Here is a 15,999-nt window from a genome sequence, read left to right on the forward strand (position 1 = left end):
CTGGCAAGGTCACGAGTACCAGCAACCCGCCGATTCGGTGGGAAAAGCCCCGGCTTGCTGGTCGGCAACCCTCCAAGGCGAACAGCGCGACGAGACGTCGCAGCGGCGGGGTGCTCCGGGTGACGACCCGGCCAGGCGGATGCCACTAGGGGGCCGATCCCCTTCATTCGCACGGCAACCCTGGAGGAAATATCGATGAGCATCGCAGTTCTGAATCGACCCACAACAGGCGTTCCGACAACCCGCGCGCTGACCGGCGTCGACCGCGAACCCATTCGTACCGCGGTGCGGGGACGTATCGACGACGTGGTGCTGGCCGCGGATAGTCGTGCCGACGCCCGGACCGCCCTCACACTGATCGGCGGGGAATTCGGACGTGTCGTGCACTGTGCGGCAGATAGCCTCGGCAGTGTCGACGAGTTGACGTCCCAGTTGCGGGCCGGTGGAGTCTCGACGGTGGTGATCACCGGTGCCGCCGACGTCGCCTCGGTCATCGCGTTGACCAATCATATCCACCGATATGGCGCGCGTGTCGGCGTCGATGCGACTGAAATTATTGCGCGCCAGCCATTTTCGACTGTGTCGCACGGTATCGACTATGTGATCTGTGGAGCTGAGGCATTGCCTCCGGGCCGCGACGGTGCCGTCCTCATCGGCCGCGCCGACTGGCTGACCGACATCGACCTTCGAACCGACGACGTGAAAGGACCCCTCGCATGACCGCAACACTCACCGCTCCAGTGCCGGGCGCCGTCACCGTCGGGCGGCCGCGGTTGCAGGTCGCACTCGCTGGCGACGAGGTGGCCAATACGTTTGGCATCGTCGTGCGGCAGGCCAATTTGCGCGACGCTCAGCGGTCGCGTTCGGTACTGCGCGCCGGTGTTCGGGATCAGGCCAACTACGTCGTCGCGCTGGAAGTACAAGCCGCCATCGCGCCGATCGCCGATTCGGCGCGAGCGTCGGCCGGCGTCGCCACCGGTGACGAGGAGACAGTGCGTTACGTGGGGACCGTGCACGGCCTCTACACCCTTATTCGAGATATCTACGCGGCTGAAGTCGCCGATGCGGTGATCATCACTCCGATCGACGGATCGCCGACCGCTTCGCGCGTCCGCGAGCAAGTGTTACCGCTGTTCGCGAGGTCGGCGGCCTAGCCGCGTATCCCGCAGAGCCGCCTCGGAGCCCGACTCCGGGGCGGCTTTGGCGTGTTCTGGGCAGATTATCCCAGTTGTATGGCGGTCAATCTCGGCGCATACTTGCGGACGCCAACTAGTTGGGGACCCCAAGCAACTACGTGTCGAGGAGGATGCGGTGCAGAACCTCGATGACGCCACCATTGACGAGTTATTCGGCGTGCTGTCGAAATATGTCCGGCTCCGGGAGCGCGCCGCGCAGATGACGCTGCGCACCGAGGATGGCGCTCTGGAAACGGCCGCCTACAAATGTCTATTTCATCTCGCGGGTGCACCGATGCGAACGAGTCGTCTCGCCGAAATCATGGTCACCGATCCGTCGACGGTCAGTCGGCATGTCGCCTCGCTGGTCGAGCTGGGCTATATCCGCCGAGAAGCCGACCCCGACGATGGCCGGGCCACGTTGCTGGTCGCCACCGAAGCGGGGATGGCACGTGCGGAAGAGGTTCGCGCCCATCGCCGTTCGCGGTTGTACACGTTGCTTGACGGCTGGACCGGCGCCGAGTTGGAAACCCTCGTCGCTCTACTCACGCGGTTCGTTGACGCCGCGGAAGAATTTGTCAGCATTGAAAAGGGAAGTGCCACATGACAACTGAATCGTCGACTACGACCGAACAGGCGGGAGCGGGTCTGACACATCGTCAGATCCTCACCATCCTGGGCGGGCTGATGATGGGTATGTTCCTCGCCGCGCTGGATCAGACGATCGTTTCGACGGCGATCCGCACCATCGCCGACGACCTCCAGGGCTACTCGATGCAGGCGTGGGTCACCACCGCGTACCTGGTGACCTCGACCATCGTCACACCGCTCTACGGCAAACTCTCCGACATCTACGGCCGTAAGCCGTTCTTCATGGTGGCCATCTCGATCTTTATCGTCGGGTCGCTGCTGTGCAGTCTGGCGACGTCGATGTATCAGCTCGCGGCATTCCGCGCGCTGCAGGGACTCGGCGCCGGTGGCCTATTTACGTTGGCGCTCACCACAATTGGCGATATCGTGCCGCCACGTGAACGCGCCAAGTACCAGGGCTACTTCCTGGCCGTATTCGGAACGTCGAGTGTCCTCGGGCCGGTGCTCGGTGGGCTATTCGCCGGCCAGGCGTCGATCCTGTGGGTATCGGGCTGGCGCTGGGTGTTCCTGGTCAACGTGCCGATCGGCATCGTGGCGCTCTTCGTTGTGTACCGGGTGCTGAACTACAACCAGGAGAAGAACAAGAGTCAACGCACCGACTATTGGGGTGCGGCAGCGCTCGCCGTCGCGGTCGCGCCGCTGCTGATCGTCGCCGAGCAGGGTTACAAGTGGGGCTGGACGTCGGGGACGTCGTGGCTTTGTTACGTCATCGGAGCGGTCGGCGTCGCCGCCTTTGTCGCCGTCGAACACCGGATGGGCGACGACGCACTGATCCCGCTGCGAGTATTTAAGAACCGAGTGTTCGCGCAGGGCATCGTTGTGTCAGTGATTGTCGGCATGGTGATGTTCGGCGGCATTTCGATGCTGCCGCAGTATTTCCAGGTATTGCGCGGGTCGTCGCCGATGGTGGCCGGTTTGCAGATGTTGCCGATGGTGCTCGGACTGATGATCGGTTCGGTGGCGTCGGGACAGATGATCTCGCGGACCGGGCGCTACAAGGTCTTCACCATCCTCGGGTCGATCATGATTACCGCGATGACCTTCCTGCTGCATCTGGTCAGCAATGCGACGTCGACCGGGTTGGTGATGCTGGCCGCGTTCGGTCTTGGTTTCGGTCTGGGCAACCTGATGCAGCCGATCACGCTCGCGATGCAGAACATCCTGCCGCCGCGTGACATGGGAATGTCGACGGGTACCGCGACCTTCTTCCGGCAGATGGGCGGCACGCTCGGCGTTGCGGTGTTCTTCTCGCTGCTGTTCTCGACGATGGGACCCAATATCGCGACGTCGACCACCGAGGCGGCGTCGACGCCTGAGTTTCGAGCCGCCGTGGTGCAGGCGGCGCAGAGCCCCGACCCGCAGGTGCAGGCGTTCGGAAAGGCGCTCCTCGCCAAGGCCCAGGGGCAGGGCGGTGGTGACACCAGCAGCGTTATGGATGACACGTCGATCATCGAGAAACTGCCCGACGCGATCGCCAACCCGATCAAAGACGGTTTCGCCGATTCGATGGACTACGTGTTCCTGATCGTGTCGATCACATCGCTGCTGGCGGTGCTCGCGACGGTGACGTGGAAGGAGCTGCCGCTGCGTCACGCGAAGGAGAGCGCGGCGGAAGCCGAGGAGATGCTGGACTAGCGCTCCGGCCCGCTCGCTCGGCCCGCTCGGCCCGCCAGCAAACCCCACCCGGCAGGACGTTCCCGACTCGAAAAACGGGTCGGGAACGTCCGCGCGAGTGGGGTTTGCGGAAAAGGTGGGGTTTGCGGAAAAGGTGGGGGCTAGTGGCCCTGGGTCTTCAGCCGCTCGATGGCCTCGGCCAGTACCTTCTCGGCCTGCTCTTTGCCGACCCAGCCGCCCGGGGTGACCTCTTTACCCGGCTCGAGGTCCTTGTAGTGCTCGAAGAAGTGGCTGATCGCCTTGAGCTCGAATTCGCTGACGTCGGAGATGTCCTGGATGTGATCCCAACGGACGTCCTTGGCCGGAACGCACAGCAGTTTGTCGTCGCCGCCGGCTTCGTCGGTCATGGTGTACATGCCGACCGCGCGTGCCTTGACGGTCACACCGGGGTAGACCGACTCGGGCAGCAGGACCAGCGCGTCGAGCGGGTCGCCGTCCTCGCCGAGGGTGTTGTCGATAAAGCCGTAGTCAGCGGGATATCCGAAGGCGGTGTACAGGTAGCGGTCGAGAAAAACGCGACCGGTTTCGTGGTCAACCTCGTACTTATTACGTGCGCCTTTGGGGATTTCGATGATGACGTCGAATGCCACGGTCGTTCTCCTACTTACTCTGCCGATGTGTGGGCGGGGCGTATGAATCGCCTCAACGATACTGTTGGACTCATGTGCGAGATTGCGGAGGTTGTGTGAGCGCTCGAAAAGGCACTCGGATCACGTTGTGGGTCCTCACGTCCGTAGTCATCGTGGCGATCATCGCGGTGGCCTCGGTCGTGGTTGTGCGACAGCTCAATGCCGGCCCCGACATTCCGCCGGGCACTCCCGCCCGGCCCGCGCTCATCGCCGCGTCGCCGACAATCCACGCGGTGTCACCCGATGCGCCCGAACCGACGCCGTCGGGGGTGCGCAGGGCGCTGGCCAAGGTCGCCGCGGCCCCCGCATTGGGCAAGCTGACCGGCGAGGTGACCGATCCACTGACCGGCACCACGCTGTGGTCGCGCAATCCCAACCAGCCGCTCATCCCGGCGTCGAATACGAAAGTCCTCACCGCGGCAGCCGTGCTGTTGGGCGTACCGCACGACAAGCGCCTCACGACGAAGGTGGTGGCCGGGGCCGATGGCCAGGTGATCCTGGTCGGTGCCGGTGACCCGACGTTGTCGTCGCAACCGACCGGCGCGGATACGTTCTTCACCGATGCTCCTCGGATTGCTTCGCTGGCCAAGCAGATCCGCGATGCCGGTATCACCGTGACATCGGTCGCCGTGGACACCGGCGCATATACCGGCCCGACGATGGACTCCACCTGGGATCGCCGCGATATCGCTGGCGGCGACATCACGCCGATCGAACCGCTGATGGCCGACGCCGGGCGGATCAAACCGCTCGACGAGTTCTCCCCGCGCGTCGACGACCCGGCAATCACCGCGGGCCAGGCGCTCGCCGAGGCACTGGGTGTGGATTCCAAGGTGACGATCGAATCCGCCGACGCTGGAGCGAAAGTCGTGGCGAAGGTGACCTCCGCGCCGCTGGTCACTCGGGTCAACGACATGATGCGCTACAGCGACAACGTCCTCGCCGAAGCGTTGTCGATAGAACTGTCGCAGGTTACCGGCGGTGAGGCGTCGCTCGAAGGCGGTGCGCAAGCCGTCCGGCAGACCCTGGAGACCAAGGGCTTCGACCTCACCGGTGTGACGCTGCACGACACGTCGGGTCTGTCCTACGCGAATCGAGTCCCGGCTGCGTTGCTGGACAAGTTGATGTCCGGCACAGCTGGAACTGCTCAGCCCAAGCTGCGACCGATGCTCGACGGTTTGCCGATCGCGGGCGGAACCGGCACGCTCGCTGACCGTTTCGACCCCAAGCTCACCGAGGGGGCCGGCTGGGTCCGTGCGAAGACCGGAACATTGACGGGCGTCAGTTCGTTGACAGGCACAGTGTTGACCGTCGACGGCCGAGTGCTGTCGTTCGCGTTGATGTCCAACGGCACCTCGCCCGCCGACGCCCGCCCGGCGCTCGACGCGGTGGCCGGTGCCCTCCGAGAATGTGGATGCCGATGACCGAAGTGAATAGTCCCGAGTCCGATACCCCCACGGTGAGTATCGGTGATCGCATCGACTGGAGACTGGCGGCGACGACCGGCCGGCGCCTCGCTCGTCCCGGCCCACGCGTCACCGACTACACGGCCGAACAAGCGCGCGCCGAACTCGCCGACGCCGCGGTCCGCGCCGAAGGCCCGGTCCGGGAGGTGACCAAGCTGGCCGACGGGCTGCGTGTGCCGGCGGCGCGGATTCTCGAACGTGGACAGTGGATCGACGCCGCGGCCCAGTCGATGCAGTCGATGCTTGGAGCGGGCGAGGCGCCGGAGTCGGCGAAGCGGCCCGGTAAGTCCGGGATCGGCGGAACCGTGGCGGGCAAGGTCAGTGGTGTACAAGCCGGTGGCTTACTGGCATTCCTGTCCGGAGCGATCCTCGGTCAGTACGATCCGTTCACCCCCGACCCCGACACCGGTGATGCTGGTGTGTTGATGTTGGTGACTCCCAACATCATCGCCGTCGAACGCGCCCTCAAGGTGGTGCCGTCGGACTTTCGGCTCTGGGTGTGTTTGCACGAGGTGACCCACCGAGTTCAGTTCTCAGCCAACCCGTGGTTGCGCCAGTACATGATCGACAACGTCTCAACCCTGACGAGCGAAAGTGGTGAAACCGCAAGCGAACTCGTCACGCGGATAACGTCGGCGCTGCGCTCGGACAAGCCTCGCGAGAAGGGCGTGATCGGTGCGATGCAGTTGTTGCAGAGCCCCGAACAATACGAGGCGTTCAGCCGCATGATGATGTTGGGCACCCTGCTCGAAGGTCACGCCGATCACGTGATGGATGCTGTCGGTCCGGCGCAGGTTCCGACGGTCGCGTCGATCCGAGCGGCATTCGATGCCCGCCGCACCGGACCGCGAAATCCCGTGCAGCGCATCATTCGTGCGCTCATCGGAATGGATGCCAAGATGGCGCAGTACATCCGTGGCAAGGCATTCGTCGATGAGGTCGTCGGCACCGTCGGGATGGAACCGTTCAACGCTATCTGGACCAATGAGTCGACGATGCCGCTGCCCGACGAGATCGACGAACCGGCCAAATGGATCAAACGCGTGCTGTAACAAAGGCGGTCGCGGATTTCGCGGCTGAGTATTTGCCCGACCGGCGAGTGTGTGTCGCGTTGTCGGGCGGGCCGGATTCGCTAGCGTTGACCGCGGGTGCGGTCGCTGCGGGCCTGGCGGTGCACGCGCTGGTCGTTGACCATCAGTTGCAGCCAGGGTCCTCCCAAACTGCTTGCGCGGCAGCGCAATACGCTCGGGATCTGGGCGCGTCGGCGGAGGTGCTGACGGTAACCGTCGACGGCGCCGGCGGTCTGGAGGCCGCCGCCCGCGATGCTCGGTACGGTGCGCTGGAGGCGGCGCGCGGGGATAGGTCGGTGTTGATCGGGCATACCGTCGACGACCAGGCCGAGACGGTGCTGCTCGGACTCGCGCGAGGGTCGGGCCCTCGCTCGATCGCGGGGATGGCTCGGTGGCGTGCTCCGTGGGGACGTCCACTACTGGGCGTCACTCGAGCGACGACCCACGCCGCCTGCCAGCAATGGGGCCTTACGCCGCACCGCGATCCGCATAACGACAACCCGCGGTTCACGCGCGTGCGGGTCCGGCGGGAAGTACTTCCTGTACTCGATGACGTTCTGTCCGGCGGCGTGGTCGCCGCGTTGGCCCGTACCGCCGACGTCCTGCGCGATGACGTCGATCTCCTCGAGCAGTTGGCGGCCCAAGCGTATTCGGACAGTGTGGTCGATGGCGTGTTGTGCGCGGAAACCGTTGCCGCGCAACATCCTTCGCTTCGGCGTCGGGTGCTGCATCGCTGGCTGACCGATGTCGGGGCGACCGAACCGACGGCACGTGTCGTCGACGCGGCCGATGCACTGGTGATGCGGTGGCGTGGCCAGGGGCCAGTTGCCATCGGGGGCAACGAGACTCACCGGCTGGTGGTCGTCCGGCGGGCCGGGATGCTGACGACTGATCGGATCGGGCGGTAGTAGCTGAACCGGTCCCCGCGAGCGTGACAAACGCCCGAAGAGCATCTGCCCGACCCACGGGGACCGGTTCCAGAATCAGTTCGCCGTCTTGGGAGGCGTGAACGGCGAGTTGATGGTTCGCCAGTATTGGAGGCCGAAGACGATGAGACCGCCACCGCCACCGGCGAGCGTGCCGATGATCGAGCCGACCGTTACGCCGCCGATGAATCCGGGTATGCAGCCGACACCGAATATCGGCAGGCCTAGAACGCAGCCGGTGACACCGCCGACGATGGCACCCAGCGCCATGCCGAGGATCGACGAGACGGTCATGGCGGCGCTGACTTGTTCGTTGAACAACGCGAGCGCAACCCGGTCGCGTTCCTCCCTGGTGCGCGGGGTGGCAAGGCGATCATCATTCGCCGCAGCCGGTCGGACGGAGCGGCCGACGATCGGTGTCAAAATTGCCGACCGTGGGGTGGTGGTTGCGGCCAGGCGATAGCGAATACCGTTGAGCTGGAACGTAAGTGGGATGCGTGACCGTTCCTTGCCGGCCCGGCTGCGCAATGACAACGAGTGACGCGAAACGGTAATCGAACCGTCGGTCACAGTGATTCGTACGGTGTGTCCGACCGCGGAGATCCGGTAGTGGACGGGTCCGTTTCCGGCTGCTTCGGCGCTACCGGCGCCGACATGTGCCCCGGTGATAATTGTGAGTGTGCAGACGATGGCGACGAGAAGTTTCATAAAGCTCGATTCCTGAGAGTTGGGCAGAGCTAAAGATCTCCTATAGAGATAGCCGACGAGGCGGGATCGGATGAATGGTTTGCTAACCATTTTCTAGGCTGAACGAGCCGTTGCAGAAGCCGCGTTTCGCGCATCGATGCGGACGTGACAAGCTAAGGACCGTGAGCAGCCACGAGAACCCGTACGGCGACGACATCGAAGCGATTCTGATCACCGAAGAGCAAATTCGTAACCGGACCAAGGAGCTGGCTGAGTCGGTGGCCGCCCGCTACCGCGACGCCCCCGATGACCTGGTGCTCATCGGTGTACTCAAGGGCGCGATCATGTTCATGACCGACTTCGCCCGTGCACTTCCGATTCCGTCGCAACTCGAATTCATGGCCGTGTCGAGTTATGGCTCGTCGACCTCGTCGTCGGGTGTGGTGCGCATCCTCAAAGACCTCGACCGTGACATCGCCGACCGCGACGTGCTGATCGTCGAAGACATCATCGACTCCGGCCTCACCCTGAGCTGGCTGCTGAAGAACCTGGCCACCAGATCACCGAGGTCGCTCAACATCTGCACGCTGCTCCGCAAACCCGACGCCGTACGCGCGACCCTCGACGTCAACGACATCGGTTTTGACATTCCCAACGAGTTCGTCGTCGGATACGGCCTCGACTATGCCGAGCGCTACCGCGATCTCCCTTACATCGGCCGCCTCAATCCCTCGGTATACACCGACTGATCGGAGGGAACGATTGGTCAGTGCTCGGCGTTATACGAACTGATTGTGCGATCTCGTGCGAGTGAGCTGACTGGCCTCCAGGGAATTCCCAGCGGCGTTACGAGTAGCCTAAAGAGCAAGTAAATGGGAAGGACGATGGCGTCTCACGAACCTCGTGGGCGCCGCACCAGCGCGAATGAATCGAAAGACAGTCTTCCGCAATCTGGCGATTGTGCTCCTGATTATCTTGGCCATCTGGGGCTGGAGCGCGATGCGCGACTCCAACCGGGAATACAAGACAGTCGACACCTATGTCGCGCTCACGCAGCTCAACACCAAGAGCAATGTCGAATTCGTGCAGATCGACGACCGAGAGCAGCGCCTGCGCATCAGCCTGAAAGAGCCGGCCGTCGTCAATAACAAGGGCGAGAAAGCCGACAAGATCACCACGCAGTATCCGGCCGCGAGCGCGCGTGAAGTCTTCGACCGCATCGACGCGACCGGCGCTGGCTATCAGACGAATGTGAGCCAGGATTCGATCTTCGGGCAGTTGCTGGTCTTCCTATTGCCGATGCTCCTGCTGCTCGGTCTGTTCATATTTGTGATGAGCCGCATGCAGGGTGGTGGCAAGGGCGGCGTGATGGGCTTCGGCAAATCACGCGCCAAGCAGCTCACCAAAGACATGCCGAAGACGACCTTCGCCGACGTCGCCGGTGCCGACGAGGCAGTCGAAGAGCTGTACGAGATCAAGGATTTCCTGCAGAACCCGTCGCGGTACCAGGCGCTCGGCGCGAATATCCCGAAGGGTGTGCTGCTCTACGGGCCGCCGGGAACGGGTAAGACGTTGCTGGCGCGGGCCGTCGCCGGTGAGGCCGGCGTGCCGTTCTTCACCATTTCCGGTTCGGATTTCGTCGAAATGTTTGTCGGCGTTGGCGCATCGCGCGTTCGTGACCTGTTCGAGCAGGCTAAGGCCAATAGTCCGTGCATCATCTTCGTCGACGAGATCGATGCCGTCGGACGCCAGCGCGGCGCCGGGCTCGGTGGCGGTCACGACGAACGCGAACAGACTCTGAACCAGTTGCTCGTCGAGATGGACGGCTTCGGCGAGCGGTCCGGCGTTATTTTGATCGCCGCGACCAACCGTCCCGACATCCTAGACCCGGCGTTGCTGCGCCCTGGTCGCTTTGACCGGCAGATTCCGGTGGGTAATCCCGATATGGCCGGGCGTAAGGCCATCTTGAATGTTCACGCGAAGGGTAAGCCGATCGCTCCCGACGCCGACCTCGATGGCCTGGCCAAACGTACCCCCGGTATGTCCGGCGCCGATCTGGAGAATGTCCTCAACGAGGCGGCGTTGCTGACCGCCCGCGAGAATAAGACGGTGATCTCCGGTGAAGCCCTCGAAGAGGCCGTCGACCGGGTCATCGGCGGTCCGCGGCGGAAGAGTCGCGTCATCAGCGAGCATGAGCGAAAAGTGGTTGCCTACCATGAGGGTGGTCACACGTTGGCTGCCTGGGCAATGCCCGATCTCGACCCGATCTACAAGGTCACCATCTTGGCCCGCGGTCGTACCGGTGGCCACGCTCTGGCGGTTCCCGAGCAAGACAAAGACGTGATGACTCGCTCGGAAATGATCGCCCGGCTGGTGATGGCCATGGGTGGCCGTGCCGCCGAGGAGCTGGTCTTCAGCGAGCCGACCACGGGTGCCTCGTCGGATATCGATCAGGCCACCAAGATCGCCCGCGCGATGGTCACCGAATACGGTATGAGTGCCAAGCTCGGCGCGGTGCGTTACGGACAAGAGCAGGGTGATCCGTTCCTCGGCCGTTCGATGGGCACGCAGTCGGACTATTCGGCTGACGTCGCCCGCGAGATCGACGACGAGGTTCGCCGCCTCATCGAGGCCGCCCATACCGAGGCATGGGCGATCCTCAACGAGTACCGCGACACCCTCGACATACTCGCGACCGAACTTCTGGAGCGCGAGACACTCACGCGTAAAGATCTGGAGAAGATCTTCTCTGATGTCGAAAAGCGTCCTCGCATAACCGAATTCAACGAATTTGGTACACGTATCCCCAGCGACAAGCCGCCGGTGAAGACTCCGGGTGAGTTGGCGATCGAGCGCGGCGAACCGTGGCCGCCGGAGCCTGAGCCGAAGGCCGAACCCGTCTCCGCGCAGACGCCGAATTACGCACCTGGCTACGCGCCGCAGCCCAATTATCCGGGCGCCGGGAGCGGAGCCAATTATCCCGGCCAGCAACAGCATCCGGGGCAGCCGTATCCACCGCAGCCTTACCCACCACAGCCGTACCCGACCCAGCCATATCCGGGCGCCGGGAACGGAGCGAGCGGGCCCAATTACCCGGGCGCCGGGAACGGAGCGAGCGGGCCCAATTACCCGGGCGCCGGGAGCGGAGCGAGCGGGCCCAATTACCCGGGTCAGCAACAGCATCCGGGGCAGCCTTATCCGCCCCAGCCGTACCCGACGCAGCCTTATCCGGGCGCCGGGAGCGGAGCGAGCGGGCCCAATTATCCGGGCGCCGGGAGCGGAGCGAGCGGGCCCAATTATCCGGGGCAACCGCCGTATCCGGGCCAGCCCAATGGTCAGCCTCCGCAGTATGGGCAACCGCAACAACCAGCGGAGCAGCCGCCGGGGCAGGCGGGTTCGCGACCCGATTATGGCGCTCCTGCCGACTGGTCGGCGCCCGGTTGGCCGCCTAAGTCTCCCAACGGCTCGGCGAATGGAACACCCGAGGCGAAGGGGCGCGATGACGATCAGTGAGGAGACCGTCGTGGGGCAGTCCGATCGCCGCGAACCTGCCGAGTTCGACCAGGCGCGGGCTGAGGCCGCGGTCCGCGAACTATTGATCGCGGTCGGCGAGGATCCTGATCGAGAAGGCTTGCAGCGCACGCCAACTCGCGTCGCCAACGCCTATCGCGAGGTTTTCGCCGGGCTCTACACCGACCCCGACGAAGTACTCGCGACGACCTTCGATGAGAACCACGATGAACTGGTCCTCGTCAAAGACATCCCGCTCTATTCCACCTGTGAGCATCACTTGGTGTCATTCCACGGGGTGGCCCACGTCGGCTACATACCGGGTACATCCGGTCGGGTGACTGGGCTGTCCAAGTTGGCGCGGCTCGTTGATCTCTACGCCAAACGGCCGCAGGTGCAGGAGCGGCTCACCTCGCAGATCGCCGATGCCATTGTGCGCAAACTGGATCCGCGTGGCGTGATCGTCGTCATCGAGGCTGAGCACCTGTGTATGGCTATGCGCGGTATTCGTAAGCCGGGTGCCCGCACTACGACGTCGGCGGTGCGCGGTCTGTTCAAGACCAGCGCGGTTTCTCGCGGCGAGGCACTCGACCTCATTACCCGCTAGCGATGACCCGCCTACTCGGAGTCCTCAATGTGACCGCCGATTCATTCTCCGACGGTGGGCGCTATCTCAGTGTCGATGCCGCGGTCGACCACGGCCGGCAATTGGCGACCGCCGGCGCCGACATCGTCGATGTCGGCGGTGAGTCGACGCGTCCCGGCGCGCACCGGATCGACGCCGGTCTCGAGGCGTCGAGAGTGGTGCCGGTTATCGAGCAACTGTCCGCCGAAGGCGTCACGATTTCCGTCGACACCATGCGCGCATCGGTTGCCCAGGCTGCGATCGCCGCTGGCGCGCGACTTGTCAACGACGTGTCCGGTGGACGGGCCGACGCTCGGATGGCGCATGTGGTCGCCGACGCCGGGGTGCCGTGGATATTGATGCATTGGCGGCCGCTGTCTGACTCGGGACGTGGTGGGGGAGGGCCGTTTTCGCCGGCCGACTTCACTCATCGCGTCGCGGTGTCCGACGGTTACCGCGACGTCGTCGCCGAGGTGAGTGGCGAATTGCTGAGACAGGTCGACACCGCGGTGTCGGCCGGTGTCGACCCCGACAACATCATCCTCGACCCGGGCCTAGGTTTCGCGAAGGACGCCGATCACAATTGGGCGTTGCTGCACGCATTGCCAACATTGGTCGGGTTGGGTTTCCCAATCCTGGTCGGGGCATCGCGTAAACGATTCCTTGGTTCGTTGCTGGCGGTCGACGGAGTCGAGCGGCCACCGGCCGGACGTGAGGTGGCCACCGCGGCCATTTCGGCACTGGCCGCCGCCGCTGGCGCATGGGGCGTGCGGGTACACGACGTGGCGGCGAGCCGAGATGCTATCGCCGTTGCCGACGCTTGGCGTCGCGGCCAGGCGGGACGAGGGGAGTAGCTGATGACCGACCGAATTGAACTGCGCGGCTTACGAGTTCGCGGATTTCACGGCGTCTTCGACCATGAGCGGGCCGAAGGTCAAGACTTTCTGATCGACGCGACGCTCTGGCTGGATCTGGCGCGTGCGGCACAATCCGACGACCTCGCCGACACCGTCGACTACGGGGTGGTGGCTCAGCGGGTGCATGACATCGTTTCCGGCGAGCCGCGTAATCTCATCGAGACGGTCGGCGCCGAAATCGCCGAGACGTTGATGGCAGACGAGCGACTCGCTGCCGTCGAGGTGACGGTCCACAAACCGTCCGCGCCGATTCCGCTGACCTTCGACGACGTGCTGGTGGTGACTCGACGGTCCCGAAAGTCGATGGCGGCCAAGGTCGATCGATGAGTCGAGCGGTTCTGTCGGTTGGCAGCAACGTCGGTGACCGGCGTGCGCATCTGCGCAGTGTCGTGGCGGGTTTCGCCGGCGAAGTGATCGCCGTGTCGCCGGTCTACTCGACGGCGCCGTGGGGCGGCGTCGAACAGGATGACTTCTACAACATCACCCTGATCGCCGAAGGCTCGCGCTCTGTGCGGTCGTGGCTGACGGCCGGTGCGGAACTGGAGCGAGCGGCGCAGCGGGAACGGGAAATACGTTGGGGCCCAAGAACTCTCGACGTGGATGTGATCAGTGTCGAGGATTCCGATGGCATCGTCGTGCGGAATGATGATCCCACCTTGATTCTCCCGCATCCGCGCGCCGACCAGCGCGCGTTCGTGTTGGTGCCCTGGCTCGACGTCGATCCGGACGCGGTACTGCACACGAGCTCGGGGATCGAACGTGTGGATGCGCTTGTCGCGCAGATTGATTCCGCCGAACTCGCCGGGGTGCGGCGACTCGGAGAACTGGATGGGGACTGGTGACACAGCAACACGGGCGACCCGATGATGACGAGCAGGGCATGGGCCCCACCAGATTTCGTGACCTCGCCGCCGTCGCCGCCATTGTCGGCATCGCCAGTTGGGTGCTGGTCGGCTACAACTACGGCGACCTCCCATCGATCCCACTGCTCGCGGGTATCGCGCTGTATGTCCTTGCCGCCGTTGAGGTTGTCGTCGCGCTGATCGTTCGTTCGCGAGTCAGTGCCCGGCAGGTCGGGCGCGCCCGCGGACAGCTACATCCGTTGACTGCCGCGCGGATCGTGGCTCTAGCCAAGGCATCTGCCATTCTCGGAGCCATCATGGTCGGCATGTGGGCGGGGATGCTGGTATTCCTGCTAGAGCAGAATGACTTGGCGCAAGCCGATCACGACAAGCCCTCGGTCATCGTTGCACTCATCGGTGCGGCGCTATTGGTCGGTGCGGCACTGTGGTTGGAGTATTGCTGCCGCGCTCCCGACGATCCAACTCCGGACATACTCGGCGAACACCCCGGATCAGCCTGACGAATTCGCAACTCTCCGGTCGCCTTCGCCCATATTTACTTCGCGGAAAGGTATCTTCTCGATCATGGCGTCATCGAGCGGCCGTTCCGCAGAAACTCGCCGGTCCTCGCGATCGGTCTCCCAGTGGTTGCTGGGCCTGCTGATCCTGCTCGCCCTGGTGGCGAGCGTCCTGATGGTCTTCGTTGACAAATTGACTGTTGCGGCATCGATCGCCGTCATCGCGGCCTTGTGGGCAGCTGTCATCGGAGCGATTCTGGTAACCAAATTTCGTCGGCAAGCAGATACCGCCGAGGCCAAGAGTCGCGATCTGCGATTGGTCTACGAATTGCAACTCGAGCGGGAGATTACTGCTCGCCGTCAGTACGAGCTCGACGTCGAGACGACCATCCGCAAAGAAGTCGCGGCGGAGTCGGGCCACGAATTACTTGAGTTGCAAGCTCAGGTCGCCGCGTTGCGAGCCAGTCTGGAAGTTCTGATCGGTGAGCCGCTGCCCGAAGATCGTGTCGCGTTGCCGAATGAGAAGTTGCGCGAGTTGGCGTCGGGGATCGGTACTAATCTTTACGAGCCCGATGATCGGGTGAGGGCGGCGCACGACTTCGCGTCGACCGCGCCCGCGACGGCCGATGGCCGTCACCAACCGTCGGACAGTCCGCGCTACGACATTCCGCGCGCGGACGCCAACGACATGACCGAGATAATCCCGGTGGTCACCGATGATGACGAGATCATCAGCACTCAGTTCGAGCAGGTTAACCCCGAGCCCGAACCGCATCCGTTCGCCCAGGCGTATTCGGCGTATGAGCAGGTCGATCCCAACGAGCCGCAGTTCACCGAGGACGCGCCAACCGATGCGTGGCAGACCGAGCCGGAGGCCTCGGCCGCGGACGCGGAGGCCGAACTCGAAGACTCGGTCGGCCGGCACGATGATGGTGCGGGCGTCCCGTTCTCCCAGCTGCTGAGCCAGCTGCAGCAGTCATCATCCCCAGCCGGACGTCGGCGCAAAGAGGATTAGTCCTTTCGCCGGTGGCCCGATAGTCGAGTACTGCTGGTCGAGTGCCGTCGTGCGAGCTTGCGAGCCCGCCGGTGTATCGAGACTGGGGGAGTCGACGTACCTGGGCGACCGCTGTCGCTGGCTGAGTTGGCCTTTTGTCGTGCGTGGTCTCGATACACCGTTCGTCTCGCGAGCTCGCCGAACGGCACTCGACCATCGGAGGTGGGTGGCGTCTGATGCTGCTGGTCGAGTGCCAGGCGCCGAGCTTGCGAGCCCGGCTCACCCGCTGCTGGTCGAGTGCCGTCGTGCGAGCTT

Annotated in this window: 17 protein-coding genes and 1 riboswitch; of the genes, 15 read left to right on the forward strand and 2 right to left on the reverse strand. The window is 64.1% G+C overall.

Features of this window, described 5'->3' with window-relative positions; translation table 11 throughout:
* Positions 1–7: 7 nt before the first annotated feature.
* A riboswitch (SAM riboswitch) is annotated at positions 8–148 on the forward strand.
* 47 nt (positions 149–195) lie between these two features.
* The 4 genes from GOEFS_RS13725 to GOEFS_RS13740 all read left to right on the forward strand — a co-directional run bounded on the left by GOEFS_RS13725 (position 196) and on the right by GOEFS_RS13740 (position 3,461).
* Positions 196–720 carry a hypothetical protein gene (locus GOEFS_RS13725; RefSeq protein WP_007318527.1) on the forward strand — a complete coding sequence of 175 codons (525 nt, stop codon included), beginning with the start codon at positions 196–198 and terminating at the stop codon, positions 718–720.
* Positions 717–1,154 carry a hypothetical protein gene (locus tag GOEFS_RS13730; RefSeq protein WP_007318528.1) on the forward strand — a complete coding sequence of 146 codons (438 nt, stop codon included), beginning with the start codon at positions 717–719 and terminating at the stop codon, positions 1,152–1,154. Before GOEFS_RS13725 ends, GOEFS_RS13730 begins: the two co-directional genes overlap by 4 nt.
* 157 nt (positions 1,155–1,311) lie before the next feature.
* Positions 1,312–1,782, forward strand: coding sequence for a MarR family winged helix-turn-helix transcriptional regulator (locus GOEFS_RS13735; protein WP_007318529.1), 471 nt, complete (start codon positions 1,312–1,314; stop codon positions 1,780–1,782).
* Positions 1,779–3,461, forward strand: coding sequence for an MDR family MFS transporter (locus GOEFS_RS13740; protein WP_007318530.1), 1,683 nt, complete (start codon positions 1,779–1,781; stop codon positions 3,459–3,461). The genes GOEFS_RS13735 and GOEFS_RS13740 overlap by 4 nt, the downstream gene beginning before the upstream one ends.
* Positions 3,462–3,601: 140 nt before the next feature.
* On the opposite strand, the gene GOEFS_RS13745 is transcribed toward GOEFS_RS13740, so the two are convergent.
* Positions 3,602–4,090 carry an inorganic diphosphatase gene (locus GOEFS_RS13745; RefSeq protein WP_007318531.1) on the reverse strand — a complete coding sequence of 163 codons (489 nt, stop codon included), beginning with the start codon at positions 4,088–4,090 and terminating at the stop codon, positions 3,602–3,604.
* Positions 4,091–4,185: 95 nt separating this feature from the next.
* On the opposite strand from GOEFS_RS13745, the gene dacB reads away from it, so the two are divergent.
* Genes dacB through tilS form a run of 3 tightly spaced genes read left to right on the forward strand, consistent with a single transcriptional unit; the run spans position 4,186 to position 7,573 of the window.
* Positions 4,186–5,553, forward strand: a complete 1,368-nt coding sequence (gene dacB / locus GOEFS_RS13750) for a D-alanyl-D-alanine carboxypeptidase/D-alanyl-D-alanine endopeptidase (RefSeq protein ID WP_007318532.1) — start codon at positions 4,186–4,188, stop codon at positions 5,551–5,553.
* On the forward strand, positions 5,550–6,647 hold the full coding sequence (locus GOEFS_RS13755) for an Rv3626c family coenzyme F420 biosynthesis-associated protein (RefSeq protein WP_007318533.1): 1,098 nt from the start codon (positions 5,550–5,552) through the stop codon (positions 6,645–6,647). Before dacB ends, GOEFS_RS13755 begins: the two co-directional genes overlap by 4 nt.
* On the forward strand, positions 6,626–7,573 hold the full coding sequence (gene tilS, locus GOEFS_RS13760) for a tRNA lysidine(34) synthetase TilS (protein WP_007318534.1): 948 nt from the start codon (positions 6,626–6,628) through the stop codon (positions 7,571–7,573). The genes GOEFS_RS13755 and tilS overlap by 22 nt, the downstream gene beginning before the upstream one ends.
* A 75-nt stretch (positions 7,574–7,648) precedes the next feature.
* Here the strand turns inward: tilS and GOEFS_RS13765 are convergent, their stop codons facing one another.
* Complete coding sequence (locus GOEFS_RS13765) at positions 7,649–8,299, reverse strand: DUF8020 domain-containing protein (RefSeq protein ID WP_007318535.1); 651 nt, start codon at positions 8,297–8,299, stop codon at positions 7,649–7,651.
* Positions 8,300–8,460: 161 nt separating this feature from the next.
* On the opposite strand from GOEFS_RS13765, the gene hpt reads away from it, so the two are divergent.
* The 8 genes from hpt (at position 8,461) to GOEFS_RS13805 (ending at position 15,705) form a co-directional block, all read left to right on the forward strand.
* Positions 8,461–9,027, forward strand: a complete 567-nt coding sequence (hpt, locus tag GOEFS_RS13770) for a hypoxanthine phosphoribosyltransferase (RefSeq protein WP_040525142.1) — start codon at positions 8,461–8,463, stop codon at positions 9,025–9,027.
* 175 nt (positions 9,028–9,202) lie between these two features.
* On the forward strand, positions 9,203–11,791 hold the full coding sequence (gene ftsH, locus GOEFS_RS13775) for an ATP-dependent zinc metalloprotease FtsH (protein WP_007318537.1): 2,589 nt from the start codon (positions 9,203–9,205) through the stop codon (positions 11,789–11,791).
* The gene (folE, locus tag GOEFS_RS13780; protein WP_007318538.1) at positions 11,778–12,395 is read left to right on the forward strand and encodes a GTP cyclohydrolase I FolE; all 618 of its coding nucleotides are present in this window, start codon (positions 11,778–11,780) and stop codon (positions 12,393–12,395) included. Before ftsH ends, folE begins: the two co-directional genes overlap by 14 nt.
* A 2-nt stretch (positions 12,396–12,397) precedes the next feature.
* Positions 12,398–13,267 carry a dihydropteroate synthase gene (gene folP / locus GOEFS_RS13785; protein ID WP_007318539.1) on the forward strand — a complete coding sequence of 290 codons (870 nt, stop codon included), beginning with the start codon at positions 12,398–12,400 and terminating at the stop codon, positions 13,265–13,267.
* A 3-nt stretch (positions 13,268–13,270) separates the two neighbouring features.
* Positions 13,271–13,657, forward strand: coding sequence for a dihydroneopterin aldolase (folB, locus tag GOEFS_RS13790; RefSeq protein ID WP_007318540.1), 387 nt, complete (start codon positions 13,271–13,273; stop codon positions 13,655–13,657).
* Entirely contained in the window at positions 13,654–14,172 is a 519-nt protein-coding gene (gene folK / locus GOEFS_RS13795) for a 2-amino-4-hydroxy-6-hydroxymethyldihydropteridine diphosphokinase (protein WP_007318541.1), read from the forward strand. The genes folB and folK overlap by 4 nt, the downstream gene beginning before the upstream one ends.
* A gap of 38 nt (positions 14,173–14,210) precedes the next feature.
* Positions 14,211–14,693, forward strand: a complete 483-nt coding sequence (locus GOEFS_RS13800; protein ID WP_050949909.1) for a DUF3180 domain-containing protein — start codon at positions 14,211–14,213, stop codon at positions 14,691–14,693.
* 64 nt (positions 14,694–14,757) lie between these two features.
* Entirely contained in the window at positions 14,758–15,705 is a 948-nt protein-coding gene (locus tag GOEFS_RS13805; RefSeq protein WP_040525145.1) for a DUF6779 domain-containing protein, read from the forward strand.
* The last annotated feature ends 294 nt before the right edge of the window (positions 15,706–15,999 follow it).

This window comes from Gordonia effusa NBRC 100432 (genome assembly GCF_000241305.1).
In the GTDB taxonomy this organism is placed as follows: Bacteria; Actinomycetota; Actinomycetes; order Mycobacteriales; family Mycobacteriaceae; genus Gordonia; species Gordonia effusa.

Excerpts from the sequence above, each read along its gene's own strand:
- GOEFS_RS13725 (WP_007318527.1), top strand. The coding sequence starts at position 196 with ATGAGCATCGCAGTTCTGAATCGACCCACAACAGGCGTTCCGACAACC.
- GOEFS_RS13730 (WP_007318528.1), top strand. The coding sequence starts at position 717 with ATGACCGCAACACTCACCGCTCCAGTGCCGGGCGCCGTCACCGTCGGG.
- GOEFS_RS13740 (WP_007318530.1), top strand. The coding sequence starts at position 1,779 with ATGACAACTGAATCGTCGACTACGACCGAACAGGCGGGAGCGGGTCTG.
- GOEFS_RS13755 (WP_007318533.1), top strand. The coding sequence starts at position 5,550 with ATGACCGAAGTGAATAGTCCCGAGTCCGATACCCCCACGGTGAGTATC.
- tilS (WP_007318534.1), top strand. The coding sequence starts at position 6,626 with ATGGATCAAACGCGTGCTGTAACAAAGGCGGTCGCGGATTTCGCGGCT.
- GOEFS_RS13765 (WP_007318535.1), bottom strand. The coding sequence starts at position 8,299 with ATGAAACTTCTCGTCGCCATCGTCTGCACACTCACAATTATCACCGGG.
- ftsH (WP_007318537.1), top strand. The coding sequence starts at position 9,203 with ATGAATCGAAAGACAGTCTTCCGCAATCTGGCGATTGTGCTCCTGATT.
- folE (WP_007318538.1), top strand. The coding sequence starts at position 11,778 with ATGACGATCAGTGAGGAGACCGTCGTGGGGCAGTCCGATCGCCGCGAA.
- folP (WP_007318539.1), top strand. The coding sequence starts at position 12,398 with ATGACCCGCCTACTCGGAGTCCTCAATGTGACCGCCGATTCATTCTCC.
- folB (WP_007318540.1), top strand. The coding sequence starts at position 13,271 with ATGACCGACCGAATTGAACTGCGCGGCTTACGAGTTCGCGGATTTCAC.
- folK (WP_007318541.1), top strand. The coding sequence starts at position 13,654 with ATGAGTCGAGCGGTTCTGTCGGTTGGCAGCAACGTCGGTGACCGGCGT.
- GOEFS_RS13800 (WP_050949909.1), top strand. The coding sequence starts at position 14,211 with ATGGGCCCCACCAGATTTCGTGACCTCGCCGCCGTCGCCGCCATTGTC.
- GOEFS_RS13805 (WP_040525145.1), top strand. The coding sequence starts at position 14,758 with ATGGCGTCATCGAGCGGCCGTTCCGCAGAAACTCGCCGGTCCTCGCGA.